Source organism: Mycobacterium venezuelense, assembly GCF_054919535.1.
Window position 1 is genome coordinate 35722 of sequence record NZ_JBONDW010000024.1, and the last position, 20779, is coordinate 56500.

Annotated in this window: 19 protein-coding genes; 9 read left to right on the forward strand and 10 right to left on the reverse strand. The window is 65.8% G+C overall.

All coding sequences use genetic code 11. The features are described from left to right. The first annotated feature begins 366 nt into the window (after positions 1 to 366). A complete protein-coding gene (locus ACRCUN_RS29515; protein ID WP_462145174.1) occupies positions 367 to 1752 on the forward strand; it encodes an HNH endonuclease signature motif containing protein in 1386 nt (461 codons plus the stop codon). On the opposite strand, the gene ACRCUN_RS29520 is transcribed toward ACRCUN_RS29515, so the two are convergent. Next, positions 1700 to 3082, reverse strand: a complete 1383-nt coding sequence (locus ACRCUN_RS29520) for an NAD(P)/FAD-dependent oxidoreductase (protein WP_462145175.1) — start codon at positions 3080 to 3082, stop codon at positions 1700 to 1702. The two genes, ACRCUN_RS29515 and ACRCUN_RS29520, sit on opposite strands and share 53 nt — an antisense overlap. A gap of 142 nt (positions 3083 to 3224) precedes the next feature. On the opposite strand from ACRCUN_RS29520, the gene ACRCUN_RS29525 reads away from it, so the two are divergent. Beyond that, positions 3225 to 3800, forward strand: coding sequence for a chloramphenicol phosphotransferase CPT family protein (locus tag ACRCUN_RS29525; protein ID WP_462145176.1), 576 nt, complete (start codon positions 3225 to 3227; stop codon positions 3798 to 3800). Between the two features lie 11 nt (positions 3801 to 3811). Here ACRCUN_RS29525 and ACRCUN_RS29530 read toward each other — a convergent pair whose 3' ends face one another. From ACRCUN_RS29530 to ACRCUN_RS29570, 9 genes are all read right to left on the reverse strand, one after another. Then, a complete protein-coding gene (locus tag ACRCUN_RS29530) occupies positions 3812 to 4261 on the reverse strand; it encodes an ester cyclase (RefSeq protein ID WP_462145177.1) in 450 nt (149 codons plus the stop codon). 161 nt (positions 4262 to 4422) lie between these two features. After that, positions 4423 to 5664 carry a mechanosensitive ion channel family protein gene (locus ACRCUN_RS29535; RefSeq protein WP_462145178.1) on the reverse strand — a complete coding sequence of 414 codons (1242 nt, stop codon included), beginning with the start codon at positions 5662 to 5664 and terminating at the stop codon, positions 4423 to 4425. A gap of 71 nt (positions 5665 to 5735) precedes the next feature. Next, entirely contained in the window at positions 5736 to 6506 is a 771-nt protein-coding gene (locus ACRCUN_RS29540; RefSeq protein WP_462145179.1) for an enoyl-CoA hydratase family protein, read from the reverse strand. Next, positions 6506 to 7666, reverse strand: coding sequence for an acyl-CoA dehydrogenase family protein (locus ACRCUN_RS29545; RefSeq protein WP_462145180.1), 1161 nt, complete (start codon positions 7664 to 7666; stop codon positions 6506 to 6508). Before ACRCUN_RS29545 ends, ACRCUN_RS29540 begins: the two co-directional genes overlap by 1 nt. Beyond that, positions 7663 to 9600 (reverse strand): acetyl/propionyl/methylcrotonyl-CoA carboxylase subunit alpha, encoded by a 1938-nt coding sequence (locus ACRCUN_RS29550; protein ID WP_462145181.1) that lies wholly within the window; start codon positions 9598 to 9600, stop codon positions 7663 to 7665. The genes ACRCUN_RS29545 and ACRCUN_RS29550 overlap by 4 nt, the downstream gene beginning before the upstream one ends. 8 nt (positions 9601 to 9608) lie before the next feature. Next, the gene (locus ACRCUN_RS29555) at positions 9609 to 11204 is read right to left on the reverse strand and encodes an acyl-CoA carboxylase subunit beta (RefSeq protein WP_462145182.1); all 1596 of its coding nucleotides are present in this window, start codon (positions 11202 to 11204) and stop codon (positions 9609 to 9611) included. Further along, complete coding sequence (locus ACRCUN_RS29560; RefSeq protein WP_462145183.1) at positions 11201 to 12349, reverse strand: acyl-CoA dehydrogenase family protein; 1149 nt, start codon at positions 12347 to 12349, stop codon at positions 11201 to 11203. The genes ACRCUN_RS29555 and ACRCUN_RS29560 overlap by 4 nt, the downstream gene beginning before the upstream one ends. Next, positions 12346 to 14037 carry an acyclic terpene utilization AtuA family protein gene (locus ACRCUN_RS29565; protein WP_462145184.1) on the reverse strand — a complete coding sequence of 564 codons (1692 nt, stop codon included), beginning with the start codon at positions 14035 to 14037 and terminating at the stop codon, positions 12346 to 12348. Before ACRCUN_RS29565 ends, ACRCUN_RS29560 begins: the two co-directional genes overlap by 4 nt. Positions 14038 to 14108: 71 nt before the next feature. Then, positions 14109 to 14588 carry a MarR family winged helix-turn-helix transcriptional regulator gene (locus ACRCUN_RS29570; protein WP_462145185.1) on the reverse strand — a complete coding sequence of 160 codons (480 nt, stop codon included), beginning with the start codon at positions 14586 to 14588 and terminating at the stop codon, positions 14109 to 14111. Positions 14589 to 14691: 103 nt separating this feature from the next. Here ACRCUN_RS29570 and ACRCUN_RS29575 point away from each other — a divergent pair, with 103 nt between their 5' ends. The 7 genes from ACRCUN_RS29575 to ACRCUN_RS29605 all read left to right on the forward strand — a co-directional run bounded on the left by ACRCUN_RS29575 (position 14692) and on the right by ACRCUN_RS29605 (position 20608). Next, positions 14692 to 15615: an NADP-dependent oxidoreductase gene (locus ACRCUN_RS29575; RefSeq protein ID WP_462145186.1), complete on the forward strand. Its 924-nt coding sequence runs from the start codon at positions 14692 to 14694 to the stop codon at positions 15613 to 15615. Between the two features lie 138 nt (positions 15616 to 15753). Further along, positions 15754 to 15927, forward strand: a complete 174-nt coding sequence (gene rpmF, locus ACRCUN_RS29580; protein ID WP_067844880.1) for a 50S ribosomal protein L32 — start codon at positions 15754 to 15756, stop codon at positions 15925 to 15927. 153 nt (positions 15928 to 16080) lie between these two features. Then, entirely contained in the window at positions 16081 to 16767 is a 687-nt protein-coding gene (locus ACRCUN_RS29585; protein ID WP_462145221.1) for a response regulator transcription factor, read from the forward strand. A 6-nt stretch (positions 16768 to 16773) separates the two neighbouring features. Further along, positions 16774 to 18249 carry a HAMP domain-containing sensor histidine kinase gene (locus tag ACRCUN_RS29590; RefSeq protein WP_462145187.1) on the forward strand — a complete coding sequence of 492 codons (1476 nt, stop codon included), beginning with the start codon at positions 16774 to 16776 and terminating at the stop codon, positions 18247 to 18249. 160 nt (positions 18250 to 18409) lie between these two features. After that, entirely contained in the window at positions 18410 to 19714 is a 1305-nt protein-coding gene (locus ACRCUN_RS29595; protein ID WP_462145188.1) for a S1C family serine protease, read from the forward strand. A 23-nt stretch (positions 19715 to 19737) separates the two neighbouring features. Further along, positions 19738 to 20301 (forward strand): MogA/MoaB family molybdenum cofactor biosynthesis protein, encoded by a 564-nt coding sequence (locus ACRCUN_RS29600; RefSeq protein WP_462145222.1) that lies wholly within the window; start codon positions 19738 to 19740, stop codon positions 20299 to 20301. Between the two features lie 148 nt (positions 20302 to 20449). Continuing rightward, on the forward strand, positions 20450 to 20608 hold the full coding sequence (locus tag ACRCUN_RS29605) for a hypothetical protein (protein WP_462145189.1): 159 nt from the start codon (positions 20450 to 20452) through the stop codon (positions 20606 to 20608). Positions 20609 to 20779: the final 171 nt, after the last annotated feature.

Here is a 20779-nt window from a genome sequence, read left to right on the forward strand (position 1 = left end):
CCAAATCTCAGGTTTGCGGAAGAAACTTTCCATGGCGTCAATGTGTGCAGCTTGTTCTGCCGAGCCACCGATGTCGGCGTGGTGATCGATAAGTTCCCGGCTCGGTTGGTACGCGATATTTGTACTCGCCGGGGCGATCTCACTCCGGTGGGGATGGCGTCTAGTGGGACCCCAGGTCTGAAGTCTGGTGCGAGCCGGTTGGTTGCGCGTTCGTGGCAGCCACTGTCAGTTTGGTTGCCGAATTTGCATGATCTTGTTGTGTCGCGAACCGCGCCTCATTGTCGATTCAAGAAACTCTGGTCACTTTGGTTCCGCTTTCAACTCCACGGCATCAACTTGTCAGACCTTCGCACTAGTGTTCGAATCATGGGCGCAACCCGTGAGCGAATCGATCGCGAAACGCTGCTTGCGCTCTATGAGGTCTTCGAAGAGACTGGCGCCCTCATCGCCGCGGCATCTCACGACGCGTTGACGCTGCCGGACCTGATGCGGGTGGCGATGCTTCGCGAACGGATTCAACGCGCGCAGGGTGCGGTGGACAACGTGATCGTCGCCCGAATGACCGACGAGGCCACACCCCAAGCAATGGGCGGCAATTCGATGCGTGATGTGTTGGTGAATTGCTTGCGAATCAGTCGAGCCGAAGCTGGGCGGCGTATCGCCGACGCCGAGGATCTCGGGCCGAGACGGGCAGTGAACGGCGAATCGTTGCAACCAAAGCTGGCCATGACCGCTGCCGCACAGTCGCGTGGTGACATCGGCACCGAACACGTTCGGGTGATCCGCAAGTTCTTCGCGAGCTTGCCCGGGTGGGTCGGTGCCGACGACCGGACCAAGGCCGAGGCGATCCTGGCCAAGTCCGCCCCGAGACTGTCGCCCGACGAACTGCGTCAGGCCACCGATCGGATGTTGATGACGATCGACCCGGACGGGAAGCCACCGTCCGACGCGGACCGCGCCCGACGTCGCTACCTGTACATCGGCAAGCAGGGTGCCGACGGCATGAGCGAGGTCAAGGGCCTGCTCGACCCCGAGAGTCGGGCCGTGTGGGATGCGATCGCAGCCAAATGGGCCGCGCCCGGCATGTGCAATCCGGACGACGAAACTACTTGTGTAGATGGCGAACCCGACAAGGAGGCCGTCCAACGCGACAGCCGCACCCAGATCCAACGCAACCACGACGCGTTCAAGGCCGTCGGCCGAGCAATGTTGGCTTCCGGTGAATTGGGTCAGCACAACGGATTGCCGTGCACCGTCGTCGTCACCACCACGCTTGCCGAGATCGAGTCGGGGGAGGGCTGGGCCGTCACCGGCGGCGGCAGCGTGCTCCCCATGGCCGATGTGATACGGCTGGCCAGCCACGCCTACCACTATCTGTGCATCTACGAATCGCACACCGAGGTACCGATGTATCTCGGCCGCACCAAACGCGTCGCCTCACCGGGTCAACGAATCGTGTTGTACGCGCGGGATCGCGGGTGTACGCGGCCGGGCTGCACGGCGCCGCCCTACTGGTGCGAGGTTCACCACCGCGACAAAGATTGGATCGCCGGAGGGCACACCAACATCGACGAGCTGACCTTGGCGTGCAAGCCCGACCATCGATTGCTGACGAACAAAGGTTGGCGAACGCGAAGACGCAAAGATGGCCGCACGGAGTGGATTCCACCGCCCCAGCTGGACATTGGCCAGGCGCGGGTCAACGAGTACCACCATCCGGAGCGGTACTTCGACGGACCCGAATGCGCCTGATCCACGGGTGCGCACCACGGAATGGGCGCACCTGCGGACGCGCGCGCACCCGGCCCGCGACGACACGGAGAAGAAGCGCTGGATCCCGCAACGTGGCGGGCGGGTCGACGAGATTGTTCACGCGCAGCAGTTGCTCAGCCACCCGGACGTCGGAATGTGCAGCGATGAGTGCGGAGGTCACGAACCATTTCTGGAGGCGCTGATCGAGTTTCGGGCGTTCCGTCGTCAGCGGGACGTGGTCGTTGGCGCGGTTGCGCGCCCAGGTGGGGCTGATGTGGACGGCGGCGGCGGAAAAGAAGCGCTGCCACAACGCATCCCGCCCGGCCGTCAAGCAGTCGCGCAGGACGAGGGCCTCGAGCGCAGCCATCGTCATACCTTGGCCGTAGAGCGGATTGAGGCTGCACAACGCGTCACCGGTCACCAGATAGCCCGCCGGGAATCGGGTCATCTGATCGAAACGCCGCCACACCGAGTCTGTCTTGCGGAAGATCGATACGCCGCCGACCGGCTGTGCGCCGTGCAGTCCGGACGCGATTCGCTCAGGGAATGCGTCCGCGACCGACGCGAGCATGCCCGCGAAATCCGACGGCGGCGCACCGAAACGGCCGGACCGTCCGACCGCGAGCATCCACCGGCCGTGTTCATAGGCGACCAGCAGCACTCGCGGCTTGTGGTTGCCGTTGTTGGCTATCAGTAGCCGCTCGACGAACCCTGGCTGCGGCAATGTCATCAACTGACTCGAATAAGCCCAATCCGACGGGCACGTCTCTTCGGCCGGCATGCCGTAGCCGAGTTCGTCGAGGAATGCGGGAAGACGGGCGGTACGCCCTCTGGCGTCGATCAAAAGGTCGCACTGCAGCACTGATTCGACGCCATCGTTGCGGTTGCGTATGCGCACACCCGAAACCGAATCCGCCGTGACGACCGGTTCAAGCATGTCGTGCCCGTCCAGAAAGCTGACATTGTCGATCGTCCGGACGCGTCGGCGAACATGCCTTTCGATGAACGGCCTGCTGCCCAGGTACAACCGCAATGCCGACGGATCGGCGAGCCGGCCCGACTGGTTGAACTCGTGGTGGCCGATGCGGGCGTAGACCCGGGACAAACTGTCGTCGTCGATGACGACCGCTCCCGCATCGGCAAGTTCATCGAGCAGGCCGGGGAACAACTCGTCGAGAACTTGCGGCCCGCGGCTGAGAAAGCTGTGCAGATGACGGCCCTGCGGCACGCCTTTGCGATATATCGCGTTGTCGGGCAACGGGTCCCGCTCGACCACGGTCACCGATCGAAAGCGCGCCGATACCGCTCCGACCGCGAGCAGACCGGCCATTCCAGCCCCTACGACGACAGCGTGTTCACCAACGATGCCCATGTTCCCCCTCGGTGTCGTAAAGCCACCGTACCCGAACTCTAAGAAATATAAGACAAAAATAAGGTCAAGTTAAGAAGAATCTATTGGGCAGAATCGGAGTATGAGCTTCGCGTCGCCCGGCCAGGTCGTCCTACTCAACGGGGTGTCGAGTTCTGGAAAGTCGACGATCGCTCGGCAGCTACTCGCTGACTTCGAGAGTCCCTGGTTTCACATGGCCGTGGACATGTTCGGTGCGATGCGCGCGGAGCAGCGCACTTATGAATGCAGCCCGACTGATCTGCGAGAGGTGTTGCGCCGTACCCGCGCCGGATTCCATCGCGCCGTCGCTGGGATGGCGCGGGCCGGCAACAACATCGTGATGGACCATGTGCTCAGCGAGCCCTGGCGGCTGCGCGACCTGCTCACGGTCATGGCCGGTATCGATGTCGTGCTCGTCGGTGTCCACTGTGCGGTCGCCGACGCGCACGAGCGCGAAGGTCGCCGCGGCGACCGGTCGTTGGGTACCGCGATCGGTCAGATCGCGACCGTCCACGCTCACCGCCTCTATGACGTCGAGGTGGACACCAGTGCCGACTCCGTCGAAAGCTGCTCGGCGCAGATCCGCGCCTACCTGCGTCATCCGGCGCCTCATGCGCGCGCCTTCGACCGCCTCCGGGAATCAGTCGCTGGGGAGTGATGGTGACGGCGTCACACCACTTCGGTGCGGGTTGTCTGCGATGCCGTCGGTATGAGGCCGAGTTGTTGCAGCATGCCGAGGGTGTCCCAGGTGACCCACGTTTCTTCGATCTTGCCGTCGACGATGCGGTCGGTGTCGGTGATCTGAATCCTGCTGTGTCTGCCGGTGGCCGGCTGCCCCATGAGTTCGCCGGTGTTGTCGCCTTGCGCTTCCAGGAGCGTGCAGACGTAGTCACCCTCAGCGACCTGTAGCTTCACGTCGAAACGCATGTTGGAGAAGGCATTTCGGTACATCTGGATGAGGTTCTTCATGTGCTCGGGTCCGCGCTGGTTCCCGAACGGGTCTTGCGTGTCGTGGAATGCGGCTCCCGGTGCGATGATTTCGTCGAACGCGTCCAGGTCGCCGGAGGCGAACGCCTCCCAAACGCGCCGAGCTACAGCTTTGTTCTGATCTTCGGCCATGATCCGGCCTTTCGGTGAACCCGCGCGGCAGAGGACGTCCGCACGAGAACGGTATGCCTCACGCCGCCGGGTGCAACAGAGCCCGGGCGACAAATGCTGCCTCTAGCAACAATCCGCAACCTTCAGAAATGCATGATTACCTGCGTAAACCGCACCATAGATCACTCATCAGCGTATGGAACTCGCACCAATTCGCGATCGGACCGGTCGGGAGCTTCCGAGTCGGTCTGATCGAACGCACGTCCCCGGCGCTCAGCCTCGGGGGTGCCGGTGAACAGTCCGGAATCGGCCTGGGGCCGATCGAGATTGGTTGTCCGCCTTGGGAGTTCCACCGACTGCTCGCGCGGGATCTCCAATCGTTGGCGGGGAAGCGCGCCCGGATGGGTCCGTTGCATCCACTCGACCATGCCCTCGCGGACATCGCAGCGCAGGTCGAACAAGGCACCGGCATTCGATGCGCTGACCAACATCCGCACGCGGACCAGGCCGCCCACGGCGTCGGTCACCTGCAGCACACCGACCCGCTCGTCCCACAACGGATTGGCCCGCAGCAGCCGGTCCAGCTCCGCCCGCATCTCGTCCAGGGGCACCGTGAAGTCGACATCGAGTTCGGCCGTGCCAAGCAACTCGGTGGCATTGCGGGTCCAATTCTGGAACGGCGTGGTGGTGAAATACGTGCACGGCAACACCAGACGTCGCTCGTCCCAGAGGTGGACGACGACGTAGGTCAACGTGATCTCCTCGATGCGGCCCCACTCTTCTTCGAGCACGACGACATCGCCGACCCGGATCGCATCCGAAAACGCGATCTGGATGCCCGCGAACGCGGCGCCGAGTGACGTCTGCGCAGCCAGGCCCGCAACAACCGACAAGACACCAGCTGACGCAAACAGCGTCTTGCCGATATCGCTGAACGACGGGAACGTCATCAGCGCCGCGGCGGCGCCGAGTACGGCCACGATCGCGATGACGATTCGCCGCAGTACGGTCACCTGAGTACGGATCTTGCGCCAGTGCCGATCGGCGTCGGTCAGGCCGGTGTCGCCACCGGCGAAGCGGGCAATCGCGCGGCGTTCGGCGACCACCACCAAACTCGCGACAAGCCACGTGATCGTGGCGATCAGCGCGATGACCAAGATGTGGTCGAGCCAGCCCCGCCAGCTCGCCTGCGCGTCGGAGGTCCGTCGGAGCGCGACCGTGGCGGCGATGACCATGAGCGTGGCACGTACCGGCCGTCGCGTCAGCTGTGCGACATCGCGCAGTACCGCGCTTCGCCTGCCAAGTCGTTGCATCACCCACGACAGCGTCAGGCCAACCCCGTATGCAAGGGCGACGGCAGCGGCCACCCACGCCGCCGTCATGGCGAAATGGGTAGCGGACTCGAGCTCGATCGTCTCAGGCACGTACGTGGCCTTCCCACGGCTCCCGGAGGGCCAAACCGGATATCGACGCCAATCGCTATTTGAGAGTCAGATCACACCGTCGTCCAACTCGGCGGCCGCTTCTGTAGGAAAGCCATCATTCCTTCGCGGGCCTCGTCCGACACGAACAGCCGCGCGGACTGCTGGGTGAGCTCCTCGGCGTGCCCGTCGAAACTGCGCAGGATCGCCGCGGTGGTCAATGCTTTCGACGTCGCCAGACCCTGCGGTGAACCCTTGGCGATCTCGGCTGTCAATGCCGCAACGGCAGCTGCGACGTCGTCGGCGGCCACTGTGATCAGGCCGATCGCAGCCGCCTCGGCCGCGCCGAACTTTTCGCCGGTGACGAAGTAGCGCCCGGCCGAACGGGGCGTCATCTTCGGCAGCAGGGTCAGCGAAATGATCGACGGCGCAACACCGATGCGTGCCTCGGTCAGTGCGAACGTGCTGTTGGAGCCGGCCACCACCAGGTCGCAGGCACCGACGAGACCGAGACCACCGGCCCGGACGTGCCCGTCGATCACGCCGATCACCGGCAGTGGCAGCTCGAGGATCGCGCGCAGCAGCTTGGTCATCTCCCGCGCCCGATCGACCGCGATATCGCCGGGATCGCGCCCCGCAGCTTCGCTCAGATCAGCCCCCGCACAGAATGTTCCACCGGTATGACCGAGCACCACCACGCGTACGCCGGGTTGGGCTGCGGCGCTGGCGAAGCCCTCGTGTAATTGCTCGACGAGGGCAGTCGACAACGCATTGCGGTTGTGCGGTGAGTCGAGCGTCAGGCGCGCGACGGCACCGTCGACCGTGTACCGAACGAGCTCGGACATCAGTACGACCGGGGCAGACCCAGCGACGTCTGCGCGACGAAGTTGAGGATCATCTCGCGGCTCACCGGCGCGATGCGGGCCAGCTTGGATGCCGTCACCGCCGCGGCGATGCCGTACTCCTTGGTCAAGCCGTTGCCGCCCAAGGACTGCACGGCCTGGTCCACCGCACGCACCGACGCCTCACCCGCGGCGTACTTGGCCATGTTGGCGGCCTCGGCCGCCCCGAAATCGTTGCCCGTGTCGTAGAGCGTTGCGGCCTTCTGCATCATCAACTTGGCCAGCTCGATCTCGATGTGGTTCTGGGCCAATGGATGTGACAGGCCCTGGTGGCTGCCGATCGGAACCTTCCACACCTGACGGTTCTTGACGTACTCGACGGCCTTGTTGATCGCGAACCGGCCCATGCCGACCGCGCTGGCCGCACCCATGATCCGTTCGGGGTTGAGCCCGGCGAACAGCTGCGCGATCGCGGCGTCCTCCGAACCCACCAGCGCGTCGGCAGGCAGCCGGACGTCGTCGAGGAACACCTGGAACTGGCTTTCCGGGCTGACGATCTCCATGTCGATCTTGGTCCAGCTCAGGCCTGGCGTGTCGGTGGGGATCACGAACAGCGCGGGCTTGAGGTTGCCGGTCTTGTGGTCTTCCGTACGGCCCACCACCAGTACGGCCTGGGCCTGGTCGATGCCCGAGATGAACGTCTTCTGGCCCTTGATGATCCAGTCGCTGCCGTCTTTTCGAGCCGTGGTGGTGATGCGATGGCTGTTGGAGCCGGCATCGGGTTCGGTGATGGCGAACGCCATGGTGATCGATCCGTCGGCGATGCCGGGGATCCAGCGCTTCTTCTGCTCTTCGGTGCCGAACTTGGAGATGATCGTGCCGTTGATCGCGGGGGAGACCACCATCATGAGAAGCGCGCAGCCGGTGGCCGACATCTCCTCCATGACCAGGCTGAGCTCGTACATGCCTGCCCCGCCGCCGCCGTACTCCTCGGGCAGGTTCACGCCGATGAAACCGAGTTTGCCTGCCTCATTCCACAATTCGGTGGTGTGCTCGCCGGCGCGGGCCTTCTCCAGGTAGTAGTCCTGGCCATAGTTGGCGGCCATCGCGGCCACGGCCTGACGCAGCGCCTGCTGTTCCTCGGATTCGATGAAGCCGCTCATGACTGTTCTCCTTCAGGGGTTTGGACGCGGGCAAGTACGGCGCCGACTTCGACCTGTTGGCCGGCCTCGACATTCAGTTCGGCCAGCACCCCGTCCTCGGGTGCGGCGATGGTGTGCTCCATCTTCATGGCCTCAAGCCAGATCAGCGGTCGGCCCGCGGTCACGGTGTCGCCGATGGCGGCGCCGACCCGGACGACCGAGCCAGGCATGGGCGCCAGCAGCGAACCGTGTGCGACGGCGGCGTCGGGATCGGGGAACCGCGGCTGGGCAGTCAATTGCACTGCACCAAGGGGCGAATCGACGAAGACGTCCGCACCGTAGCGGGCCACTTCGAACGGCCGCTCCACTCCGTCGACCGCGAGCACGACGTGCCGGGGCGTGGCCGACACGAGCGCGACAGTGGCGTTGTCGGGCAACTCGACACCGGTTCGGGTGAATCGGTACCGGACCGGTAGCTCTTCGCCCGCAACGTTGTGGAACATCCGCGACTGATAGCCCGAAGCCAGGTTGCGCCACCCACTCGGGGCGGCTCCGAAAACCGTTGCGGCGGCCCGGTTATCCGCGGCATCGGCGAGTGTGGCCGCGATGGCCGACAGCGTCACGGCCGCCGGATCGGTCAGTGGCGCGGCCAACGCGTCGAGACCATGCGTGTCGAAGAACGCGGTGTCGGTAGCCCCGTCGAGGAACGCGGGATGCCGCAGCACGTTGACCAACAGGTCGCGGTTGGTGCGCACGCCGTGAATCTTGGTGCGGGCCAGCGCATCGGCCAGGACGCCGGCGGCCTGTAGACGGGTCGGGGCGTACGAGATGACCTTGGCCAGCATCGGGTCGTAGAAGATCGACACCACCGAGCCGTCGACGATGCCCGTGTCGACGCGTACGTTCCCCGTGACATCGAAGCGGTGCACCGTCCCGGCCTGCGGCTGCCAATTCTTCGCCGGGTCCTCGGCGTACAGCCGTGCCTCGATGGCGTGGCCGCGCGACGGCGGTGCTTCGGGGTCGAGCCGGGCACCCTCGGCGACCCGTATCTGAAGTTCGACGAGGTCGAGGCCCGTTGTCGCCTCGGTCACCGGGTGCTCGACCTGTAGTCGTGTGTTCATCTCGAGGAAGAAGAACTCACCACTATCGTCGGCCATGAACTCGACCGTGCCCGCGCCGGTGTAGCCGATGGCGTCGGCTGCCAGGCGCGCGGCGTCGAACAGCTTGGCGCGCATGCCCGGTGTGCGCTCGACGAGCGGTGACGGCGCCTCTTCGATGATTTTCTGGTGACGGCGCTGAATGGAGCACTCACGTTCACCTACCGCCCACACCGTGCCGTGCGCGTCGGCGAGCACCTGCACCTCGACGTGGTGGCCCGCGGCGAGGTACCGCTCGCAGAACACCGTCGGATCACCGAACGCCGACTGGGCCTCACGCTGCGCCGCGGCGACTTCGGCAGGCAGATCCGCAAGTTCGCGCACGACGCGCATACCGCGGCCACCGCCGCCTGCCGAGGCCTTCACCAGCACCGGCAGCTGATCGGCCGTGACGGTATCCGGGTCGAGCTCGGCCAGGACAGGGACACCGGCCGCGGCCATCATCTTCTTAGCCTCGATCTTGGAACCCATGGCCTGCACGGCTGCGACCGGAGGCCCGATCCACGTCAGCCCCGCGTCGATGACCGCGGCCGCGAAATCGGCGTTCTCGGACAAGAATCCGTAGCCGGGGTGAATCGCATCGGCACCCGCGGCGCGCGCCGCGGCGATAAGTTGTGCTGCGTCGAGATAACCGTTGTTGCCTTGCAGCCGAACGCGGGCGTCGGCCTCGGAGACATGCGGCGAACCGGCGTCGGGTTCGGTGTAGACCGCGACGGTGCCGATACCGAGACGACGGCAGGTTTCGAACACGCGGCGGGCGATCTCTCCGCGGTTGGCGACCAGAACTCTGGTGATCATCGAGCCGCTCACATCCTGAAGACGCCGAAGTTCGACGTCCCCTCGATCGGGCCATTGGCAATGGCGGACAAGCACATTCCGAGCACCGTGCGAGTGTCGCGAGGGTCGATCACACCGTCGTCGTAAAGCCGGCCGGACAGGAACATCGGCAGCGATTCGGCTTCGATCTGCGCCTCGACAGCGGCCCGCAGTGCGGCGTCGGCAGCCTCGTCGACCTGCTGGCCACGGGCCTCGGCCGCCGCGCGGCTGACGATCGAGAGCACCCCGGCGAGCTGCGTGCCGCCCATCACCGCGGATTTCGAACTCGGCCACGCGAACAGGAACCGCGGATCGTAAGCGCGCCCGCACATGCCGTAGTGACCCGCGCCGTATGAGGCGCCGATCAGCAGCGAGATGTGCGGCACCGTCGAATTGGACACCGCGTTGATCATCATCGAGCCGTGCTTGATCATGCCACCCTCTTCGTACTGCTTACCCACCATGTAGCCGGTGGTGTTGTGCAGGAACAGAAGTGGAGTGTCGGCCCGGTTGGCCAACTGGATGAACTGCGTGGCCTTCTGGGACTCCTCGGAGAACAGCACACCGCGTGCGTTGGCCAGGATGCCGACCGGGTAGCCGTACAGTGTGGCCCACCCGGTCACCAGTGACGACCCGTAGAGCGGTTTGAACTCGTCGAAATCCGATCCGTCGACGATGCGCGCGATCACGTCGCGTGGGTCGAACGGTATCCGCAGATCGGCCGGCACGATGCCGATGAGTTCCTCGGGGTCGTACAACGGCTCGACGACCGGCGCCGGCACCGGGCCCTTCTTTCGCCAATTGAGCCGGGCCACGATACGGCGGCCGATGCGGATGGCGTCGTGCTCGTCGTTGGCCAGATAGTCACCCAAACCCGAGGTGCGGGCATGCATTTCGGCACCGCCCAGGGACTCGTCGTCGGATTCCTCACCGGTGGCCATCTTGACCAGCGGCGGACCGGCCAGAAAGACCTTCGACCGTTCCCTGATCATCACGACGTGATCGGACATGCCCGGCACGTACGCGCCGCCTGCCGTCGAGTTGCCGAACACCAGCGCAATGGTTGGGATGCCCGCCGCCGACAGCCGGGTCAGATCGCGGAACATCTGGCCGCCGGGGATGAAGATCTCTTTCTGTGTGGGCAGGTCAGCCCCGCCCGACTCCACGAGGGAGATCACCGGAAGCCGGTTCTCCATCGCAATCTGATTGGCGCGCAGGATCTTCTTGAGCGTCCACGGATTGCTGGTGCCGCCCTTGACCGTCGGATCATTGGCCACGATCAGGCATTCGACGCCTTCGACCGCACCGATACCGCACACGACGCTGGCGCCCACGGCGAAATCGCTGCCCCACGCGGCCAGCGGGCTCAGCTCCAGGAACGGCGCATCGGGGTCGAGCAACAGTTCGACGCGTTCGCGCGCCGTCAGCTTGCCGCGGGAATGATGCCGTTCGACGTACTTGGTGCCACCGCCGGCCAGGGCCTTGGCGTGCTCGGTTTCGAGTTCGGCCAGCTTGGTGGCCATGACCTCGGCGGCTTCGGCATACGCGGGGGAGGCCGGGTCCAGCGTGGATTTGAGCGTGGTCATGACTGGAACCCCAGCGTCTTTGCGGCCAGCGAGGTGAGGATCTCCGTCGTTCCGCCGCCGATGCCCAGAATCCGCATGTCGCGGTACTGCCGCTCGACCTCGGATTCGGCCATGTAGCCCATGCCGCCGAACAACTGCACGGCCTGGTTGGCCACCCACTCGCCGGCCTCGACCGCGGTGTTCTTGGCGAAGCACACCTCGGTGATCAGGTTGGTTTCACCGGCCAGCTGCCGCTCGACCACATTGCGCGTGTACACGCGTGCGACGTCGATGCGACGGGCCATTTCCGCAAGCGTGTTCTGCACCGACTGCCGCGCGATCAGCGGCTTGCCGAACGTCTCGCGGTTGCGGCACCACTCGACCGTAATATCCAGGCAGCGCTGCGCGCTCGAATACGCCTGAGCGGCAAGGCCAACCCGTTCGGACACGAACGCCGCGGCGATCTGCAGGAATCCGGAGTTCTCGGCTCCGACCAGATTCGCGACCGGAACCCGCACGTCGGTGTAGGACAGCTCGGCGGTGTCGCTTGAGCGCCAACCCATCTTGTCGAGCTTGCGGCTGACCTCGAATCCTGGCGTGCCCTTGTCAACGACGATCAGGGACACTCCGGCCGCGCCGGGGCCACCCGTGCGGGCCGCGGTGACGACGTAGTCGGCGCGCACGCCGGACGTGATGTAGGTCTTGGCGCCGTTGAGGATGTAGTCATCCCCGTCCCGGGTGGCCTTCGTCGTGAGGTGCCCGACGTCCGAGCCGCCGCCCGGTTCGGTGATGGCCAAGGAACCGATCTTCTCGCCGCGCAGCGTGGGCTTCACGTACGTCTCGATCAGCCGCTCGTCACCCGAGGCGATCATGTGCGGCACCGCGATGCCACAGGTGAACAGCGACGCGAACACCCCACCAGGCGAACCGGCCTGGTGCATCTCCTCGCAGATGACCACCGCGTCCGCGCCGTCCCCGCCGCCGCCACCGACCGACTCGGGAAAACCCGCACCCAGAAGACCGGCGTCGGCGGCTTTGCGGTGCAATTCGCGCGGCAGTTCACCGGTGCGTTCCCATTCGCCGACGTTGGGCAGCACCTCGCGTTCGGCGAAGGCACGCACGGTCTTTCGCAGCTCTTCGCGCTCGGGTGTGGTCCAGATGCTCATCCGATGAGTTCCTCCGGGATGTCGAGATGACGGCTGCGCAACCATTCGCCCAGCCCTTTGGCCTGCGGATCGAATCGGGCTTGGTAGGCCACGCCCTGGCCGAGAATGCCCTCGATCACGAAGTTCACCGCCCGCAGATTCGGCAGTACGTGTCGTGTCACCGGTAGATCGGCCGCCTCGGGCAGCAGTTCCCGCAGCTTGTCCACGGTGAGTGTGTGGACCAGCCACCGCCACTGTTGGTCGGTGCGCACCCACACCCCGACGTTGGCGGATCCACCTTTGTCGCCGCTGCGTGCGCCGGCGATGGTGCCAAGCGGTGCCCGACGGGTGGGCCCGGCTGAAACTGGTTCCGGGAGAGCCGGTTCGGGGACCGGCGTCAGCTCGAGGGTTTCGGCGGCGGGTGCGATATCGGTGCGTGTGCCGTCGGCGTGCACGGCGACGTGTGGCACCTGTGCGGCATCGACATACCCGGGTGTGAACACGCCGTACACCTGGCCGTCGCCGGGCGGCGCCGTCGCGGTGAATCCCGGATAGCTGGCAAGCGCGAGTTCGACTGCAGCGGAGGAGAACTGGCGGCCGACATTGTTGGGATCCTGGTCGCGGACGACGCAGTGCAGCAGCGCGCTCGCGGCCTCCTCGGTGTCGGCATCGGGATGGTCGGTGCGGGCCAGCGTCCATTCCAGTTCGGCCGGCTTGACTTTCAGCGCGCCCTCCAACTGGTCGCGCACGAGCTGCGCCTTGGCCTCGATGTCCAGGCCGGTCAGCACGAACGTCGTGGCGTTGCGGAAACCGCCGATGCTGTTGAGCGACACCTTGTACGTGGGCGGCGGGGCTTCGCCCGTCACCCCGGAGATGCGCACGCGATCGGCGCCATCTTGGGTCAGCTGAAGCGAGTCGACGCGAAGGGTCACGTCCGGGTTCGCGTACCGCGCGCCGCCGATCTCGTAGAGCAGCTGGGCGGTAACCGTGCCGACGCTGACCTGGCCGCCGGTGCCGGGGTGTTTGGTGATGACAGACGAGCCGTCCGCCGAGATCTCGGCGAGTGGGAAGCCGGGGTGGCGCAAGTCCGCTACGTCGGTGAAGAAGGCATAGTTTCCGCCCGTCGCCTGGGTGCCACATTCGATCACGTGGCCTGCGGCCACCGCACCGGCCAGCGCGTCGTAATCCGTTCGGCCCCAGCCGAAATGCGCGGCAGCGGGGCCCACGATCACCGATGCGTCGGTGACGCGGCCGGTGACCACGACGTCGGCGCCGCTGTTGAGGCAGTCGACGATGCCCCACGCGCCCAGGTAGGCATTGGCGGCCAGCGGGGTGCCCAACCCGAGCTCGCCCGCACGGGCTACCAGATCGTCGCCCTCGACATGGGCGACGTTGACGGTCAGGCCGAGTCGGTCGGCCATGGCCCTGATCGCATGCGCGAGCCCCGGCGGGTTGAGGCCGCCCGCGTTGGCGACGATCTTCACGCCCTTGTCGAGCGCGAGTCCGAGCGACTCTTCGAGCTGGCGCAGGAAGGTTTTGGCGTAGCCACGGTCGGCGTCCTTGGCGCGGTCCCGCGCGAGGATGAGCATCGTGAGCTCGGCGAGATAGTCGCCGGTGAGATAGTCGAGATCTCCGCCGGTGAGCATCTCCCGCATCGCGGCAAGCCGGTCGCCGTAGAAGCCCGAACAGTTGCCGATGCGAACCGTCACGCACACTCCCGTCGTCGCTGACCCTCGGTACCCAACCAACCGGTAGGTTAGCGGGTACCGCCGGTCTCACGTCAAGGGGTGCGCCGGCGCGCCGAGCGGGGCGGCAGGCTGCGCATGTGATCGCGGGCCCGGGTCATGATGTCGCCGAGGGTACGCAGATCCCGGTCGGTCAATGGGTCGAACAGCAGACTGCGCGTGACCTCGATGTGCCCGGGCAGCACCTTGGCCACCAGTGCCCGTCCGCTTCTGGTGATGCTGACGAGGGTTGAGCGCTGATCGTCGGTGTTGTGCCGTCGCTCGATAAGCCCGGCCTTCTCGAGGAGCCCGGCCTGGTGGGTCAATCCGCTGCGGCTGTAGACGACTCCGTCGGCCAGTTCGGTCATCGTCAGCGGTTTGTCGGCATCGACCAGTTTGGCCAGCAGCTGGAACTGGACATAGCTGAGGTCGCCCTCGGCGCGCAGCTGCTGCGCGACCGCGTGCTGGAGCAGGCTGACCGCCTCCATCAGTGCGAAGTACGTCTGTAGCTGTTCTGGCTCCAATGCGTCGCCCACCGGATCAGGGTATTCGGCCGTTCCGGGAATTGCTTCGAGTTCGAAGCGGTTGTGCCTGCCGTAGATGCTTCGAACTCGAAGCAAGTCCGATGAAGGAGGAGTCATGAAAGCAGTCCGCTACGACCGTTACGGCGACAGCGATGTCCTGAAGTACGACGACGTCGACCGGCCGGTACCCGGCGAAGGCCAAGTGCTGATCGAGGTGGCCGCCACGTCGTTCAACCCGGTCGACGCGGCCATCCGGGCCGGGTATCTCGCCGACGCGTTCCCGATCGGTTTTCCTCATGTACCCGGCATCGATGTGGCCGGCACCATCGCACAGCTCGGCGACGGAGTGTCGAACTGGCACGTGGGCGACTCGGTCGTGGGGTTCCTGCCCATGAACGCCGACGGCGCCGCCGCCGACTATGTCGTCGCACCCGCCGACGTGCTCGCCACCGCGCCGAACGCCGTGCCGTTGGCCGACGCGGCCGCACTGCCTGCCGTCGGGCTGACCGCTTGGCAATCGCTGTTCGAGCATGCCGAACTGAAGGCCGGCCAGAACATCCTGGTCAACGGTGCCGGGGGAGCGGTCGGCGGATACGCCGTCCAACTTGCGAAGCAGGCCGGCGCCGTCGTCACCGCTACAGCCGGTGCGCGCAGCGCCGAGCGTGTCGAGGCATACGGCGCCGACCGCATCATCGGCCATCTCGATTACTCGGCTTTTCCGGTCGACGGTGCGCCGTTCGACGTCGTACTCAACCTGGTCAGCACCACGCCGGAGGAGACGGCCGCGCTCGTCGGCCTGGTCAAAGACGGTGGTGTGCTCGTCAGCACGACCACGCCGGCGCCGGAGGATCGCAAGGTCCGCACAGTGCGCGTGTTCGCCCGGAGCGACGCCGAGCAGTTGGGTGGCCTCGTGTGGCGAGTCGACGCGGGGCAGTTACGTATCCACGTCGCCGACCGTCGCCCGCTGGCTGAAGCGGCCGCTGTGCACGCCGAGGCCGACGCCGGGCGGTTGGCGGGTAAGACGATCCTGACCCCGTGATTGTGTGACGGGCCTGCGCCGGCACGGCGACGTTTTGGAGCCGACGCAGGTCAACCGTTACTCTGTAGTGCAATCGTCGCCGCCGGCGAGAGAACACGTTCGCGCGGCCGCACCACCCCAAGCAAGGAGATGCACGTCATGGCTGTGCCCAAGCGCAGAATGTCGCGCGCGAACACCCGTAGCCGGCGCGCGCAGTGGAAGGCCGAGGCCACGGGTCTCGTCAGCGTCAATGTCGCGGGTCAGCAGCGCAAGGTGCCGCGTCGTCTGCTCAAGGCCGCTCGCCTCGGTCTGATCGACCTCGACAAGCGCTAACCTTCCGCACGCAACCGAAAAGCGCTATCACGTGTGATAGCGCTTTTTCGCGTGTGCGGATTCGGTGAGCATTCGACGTGCGGGCACAAATGTTGGGTCAATTTGCGGCGCGCCTCTCAGCCCTCTCTCAGATAGCAGGATGAGACTGTGCCTGTGCGCATTCTTGTCGTTGATGACGATCGCGCTGTGCGCGAATCTCTGCGCCGGTCGCTTTCCTTTAATGGTTACTCGGTCGAGCTTGCCCAAGACGGTGTCGAAGCCCTCGATCTGATCGCGAACGACCGGCCCGACGCCGTGGTATTGGACGTGATGATGCCGCGGCTTGACGGGCTGGAAGTGTGCCGTCAGCTCAGGAGCACCGGCGACGATCTGCCGATCCTGGTGCTCACGGCCCGCGACTCGGTTTCCGAGCGGGTGGCCGGGCTCGACGCCGGGGCCGACGATTACCTGCCCAAGCCGTTTGCTCTCGAAGAACTGCTCGCGCGCATGCGGGCGTTGCTGCGTCGCACGGTCACCGATGACGGGGCCGAATCGCAGATCATGTCGTTCTCCGATCTGACGCTCGACCCGGTGACCCGTGAGGTCACGCGCGGCCAGCGGCAGATCAGCCTCACGCGCACCGAGTTCTCGCTGCTCGAGATGCTGATCGCGAATCCGCGGCGCGTGCTCACCCGTAGCCGAATCCTCGAAGAGGTGTGGGGATTCGATTTCCCCACCTCGGGCAATGCTCTTGAGGTGTACATCGGATACCTGCGCCGCAAGACCGAAGCGGAAGGCGAGCCCCGGCTGATCCACACCGTGCGCGGGGTCGGCTACGTGCTGCGCGAAACCCCGCCCTGATCGGTGATGGCACTCAACTCCAACTTCTGGCGGCCCACCACCGCGCTGCCGAACACCAGCTCACTGTCGCTGCGCTGGCGCGTCATGATGCTCGCGATGTCGATGGTCGCCATGGTGGTGGTGCTGATGGCGGTGGCCGTCTATGCCGTGGTGTCGCGTGCGCTCTACGACGACCTCGACAATCAGCTTCACAGCCGGGCTCGACTGCTGATCGAGAGTGGATCGCTGGCCGCCGATCCCGGCAAGGCGATCGAGGGCACCGCCTACTCCGATGTGAACGCGATGCTCGTGATCCCCGGCCGATCCATATACACGGCCAACCAGCAGGGCCAGATGCTGCCGCTCGGGCAACCGGAGAAAGACGTCATCTCCGGCGAGCTGCTGATGTCGTTGCGCACCGCCAATCACCAGCGAGTGCTCGCGGTGCATCTGGCCAACGGCAGCTCGCTGCTGATCTCCAAGAGCTTGGCGCCCACCGGCCAGGTGCTGCGACGGCTCGGCACGGTGCTGCTCATCGTGGGCGGGATCGGCGTGGCCGTTGCCGCGATGGCAGGTGGTGCCGTCGCCAGAGCGGGGCTGCGCCCAGTCGGCAGACTCACCGAAGCCGCCGAACGGGTGGCGCGCACCGACGATCTGAGGCCCATACCCGTCGTCGGCAGCGATGAACTCGCCCGGCTGACGGAGGCGTTCAACCTGATGTTGCGCGCCCTGGCGGAATCCCGCGACCGGCAGGGCCGCCTCGTGTCGGATGCCGGCCACGAGCTGCGAACCCCGCTGACCTCACTGCGCACCAATGTCGAGCTGCTCATGGCCGCGCAGGAACCGGGCGCGCCCCGGCTCCCCGAAGAGGAGATGGCGGGGCTGCGTGCCGACGTGATCGCCCAGATCGAGGAGCTGTCCACTCTGGTCGGCGACCTCGTTGACCTCACCCGCGACGACGCGGGCGGTATCACGCCGGAGCCGGTCGACATGACCGACGTCGTGGACCGCAGCCTCGAACGGGTCCGGCGGCGCCGCAACGACATCGAGTTCGACGTCGACGTGATCGGCTGGCAGGTGTTCGGCGACGGTCCCGGGCTGGGCCGCGCGGTGCTGAACCTCCTCGACAATGCCGCGAAGTGGAGCCCGCCAGGCGGGCGCGTCGGCGTGCGGCTGTACCAGATCGACCCGGTGCACGCCGAGCTTGTCGTGTCCGACCACGGGCCAGGCATCCCGCCCCAGGAACGGCGTCTGGTGTTCGAGCGGTTCTACCGCTCGGCAGCGGCACGGGCGATGCCAGGATCGGGTCTCGGGCTGGCCATCGTGCAGCAGGTAGTGCTGAAACACGGTGGCGCCCTTCGCATCGACGAGACCGTGCCGGGCGGCAATCCGCCGGGCACGTCGATTCACATGATGCTGCCCGGCCGACCGCTCCCGGCCGGCGGCGCGACACTCGAGCACAGCGACCACGATGAGGACACAGTCGGCGCCGACAAAAGGTGAGACAGTTAACTCAGCCGGGGGGCGGTTCATGGGTGCGGCCGAATGATCTCTAAGTGGATTCTCAGTCCGCCTATGCAACCTGATGGCCAGCACCTTCGTTGGATGTAGTGAGCACAAGACAATCGCAGGACCCTTAAGAAGAGAGAAGCACCGCAGCGACATGACGAACCATCCGAGGTACACACAGCAGCCGGACCAGCGTCCTGGCGCCGCGCCCGGTTACTCGGGTGGACGCCCTGATCCGTACCAGCAGCAACACTACGACTGGCGCTATGCCCAGCAGTCCCATCAGACGCAGCAGGCTTATCGCGCGCCATACGATCCGTACCGGATCCCGGCGAACCCGCAGCCGCCGGTCGTGGTCACCAAGAAGCGGTCCAAGGCCGGTTTGGCCGCAGGCGCCTTGGCTGTCGCGGTCGTTTCGGCCGGGGTCGGTGGCGGTGTCGCGACGTTCGTGCATCAGGACAGTCCGCGCCTCGGCTCGTCGAGCAGCATGGCGCCGACGGTTCCCGCGGCAGCGCTGCCCGCGGGTTCGGTCGAGCAGGTTGCGGCCAAGGTGGTGCCGAGCGTGGTGAAGCTCGAGACCGATCTGGGCCGTGCCTCCGAGGAGGGTTCGGGCATCATCCTGACCGCTGACGGCCTGATCCTGACCAACAACCACGTCGTCGAGGCGGCGAAGCAGGGGCCGGGCGCTCCCGCCGCCGCACAGACCAAGGTGACGTTCTCGGACGGGAGCACGAAACCCTTCACCGTCGTCGGTACGGATCCGAGCAGCGATATCGCGGTGGTGCGGGCACAGGACGTGTCGGGTCTGACGCCGATCACGCTCGGTTCCTCGGCCAACCTGCGGGTGGGTCAGGACGTGGTGGCCATCGGGTCGCCGCTCGGCCTTGAGGGCACCGTCACCACGGGCATCATCAGCGCGCTGAACCGTCCGGTCGCCGCGGGCGGCGACACCCGCAACCAGAACACCGTGCTCGACGCCATCCAGACCGATGCCGCGATCAACCCGGGCAACTCCGGCGGTGCGCTGGTCAACATGAATGGCGAACTTGTCGGGGTTAACTCGGCGATCGCCACGATGGGCGGCGATTCACCGCAGGCACAGAGCGGGTCGATCGGCCTCGGCTTCGCGATTCCCGTCGACCAAGCCAAGCGAATCGCCGACGAACTGATCCAGAACGGCACCGCATCGCACGCCTCGTTGGGCGTTCAGGTGGCCAACGACAAAGCCAGTGACGGGGCCAAGATCGTCGAGGTCACCAACGGCGGCGCGGCTGCTGCTGCCGGTCTGCCAAGTGGCGTGGTGGTTACGAAAGTCGACGACCGGGTGATCGGCAGCGCCGATGCGCTCGTGGCGGCAGTCCGGTCGAAAGCACCCGGCGAGAAGGTCACGCTGACCTACCTCGATCCGGCTGGCAAACCACAAACCCTGGAGGTCACCTTGGGTAGGGCCGAGCAGTGAGGACGCTGACGCCGGGCCGGGGAATGGTCACGTTGCGAGTGACATCAGCGGTGGATGGGCCACTGTCCGTCCCCACATATACGGTTGCAGACATGGAACAGGCAGGGGAGTTGGTGGGGCGCGCGCTCGTCGTCGTCGTCGACGATCGCACAGCGCATGGCGAAGAGGACCACAGCGGTCCGTTGGTCACCGAGTTGTTGGGTGAGGCCGGATTCGTCGTCGACGGCGTTGTCGTCGTCTCGGCTGATGAGGTCGAGATCCGCAACGCGCTGAACACTGCCGTTATCGGTGGGGTCGATCTCGTGGTGTCAGTCGGCGGTACCGGCGTGACTCCGCGCGACGTCACTCCCGAGGCAACTCGCGACATCCTCGATCGCGAGCTGCTGGGGATCTCCGAGGCGCTTCGTGCGTCGGGTCTGTCGGCGGGCATCGTCGACGCGGGTGTGTCCCGCGGATTGGCCGGTATCTCTGGCAGCACGCTGGTCGTGAACATCGCCGGGTCGCGAGCGGCTGTGCGCGACGGCATGGCCACCTTAAGTCCGCTGGCCGTACAGATAATCGGCCAGCTATCAAGCTTGGAGATCTAAGCAGGAGGAAACGGCGGCCAAACGGCCGCCGTTTTCGTAGGTGTGGCGAACGCGGAAGGAGCGGGGTGCTCGTGGTTACCAGCAGGTTAACAAGTGCCTCACTCGGCGCTATGGTCGAATGTGATCTTCGTCACAAAGGGGAATGTCGATGACGAATCCGGACAAGCTGACCCGGCGCACAGTTAACAAGATCTTCGGTGAGGAACTACCCGGCATCGCGCCCGACGAACGCGACACGGCTTCGCCAGACGACGACGCCGACCACGACAGGTGGCTGCGGGACAATATTCCGCCTCATCACGATTGAGCTGCGACAGGGCAGTGAACGCCTAAAACGCATGGTCGCGGTGTGTGACCTGCGTCGCTCGTCATTAGCAAAGCGAACTACGTCACATCATTGCCAGGTGGGCCAAGTCGCACCCTGGCGCCGCAGTTACTGATCTCTCAGGGCAATCTCAGCAAAGTTCCCCCGACTGGC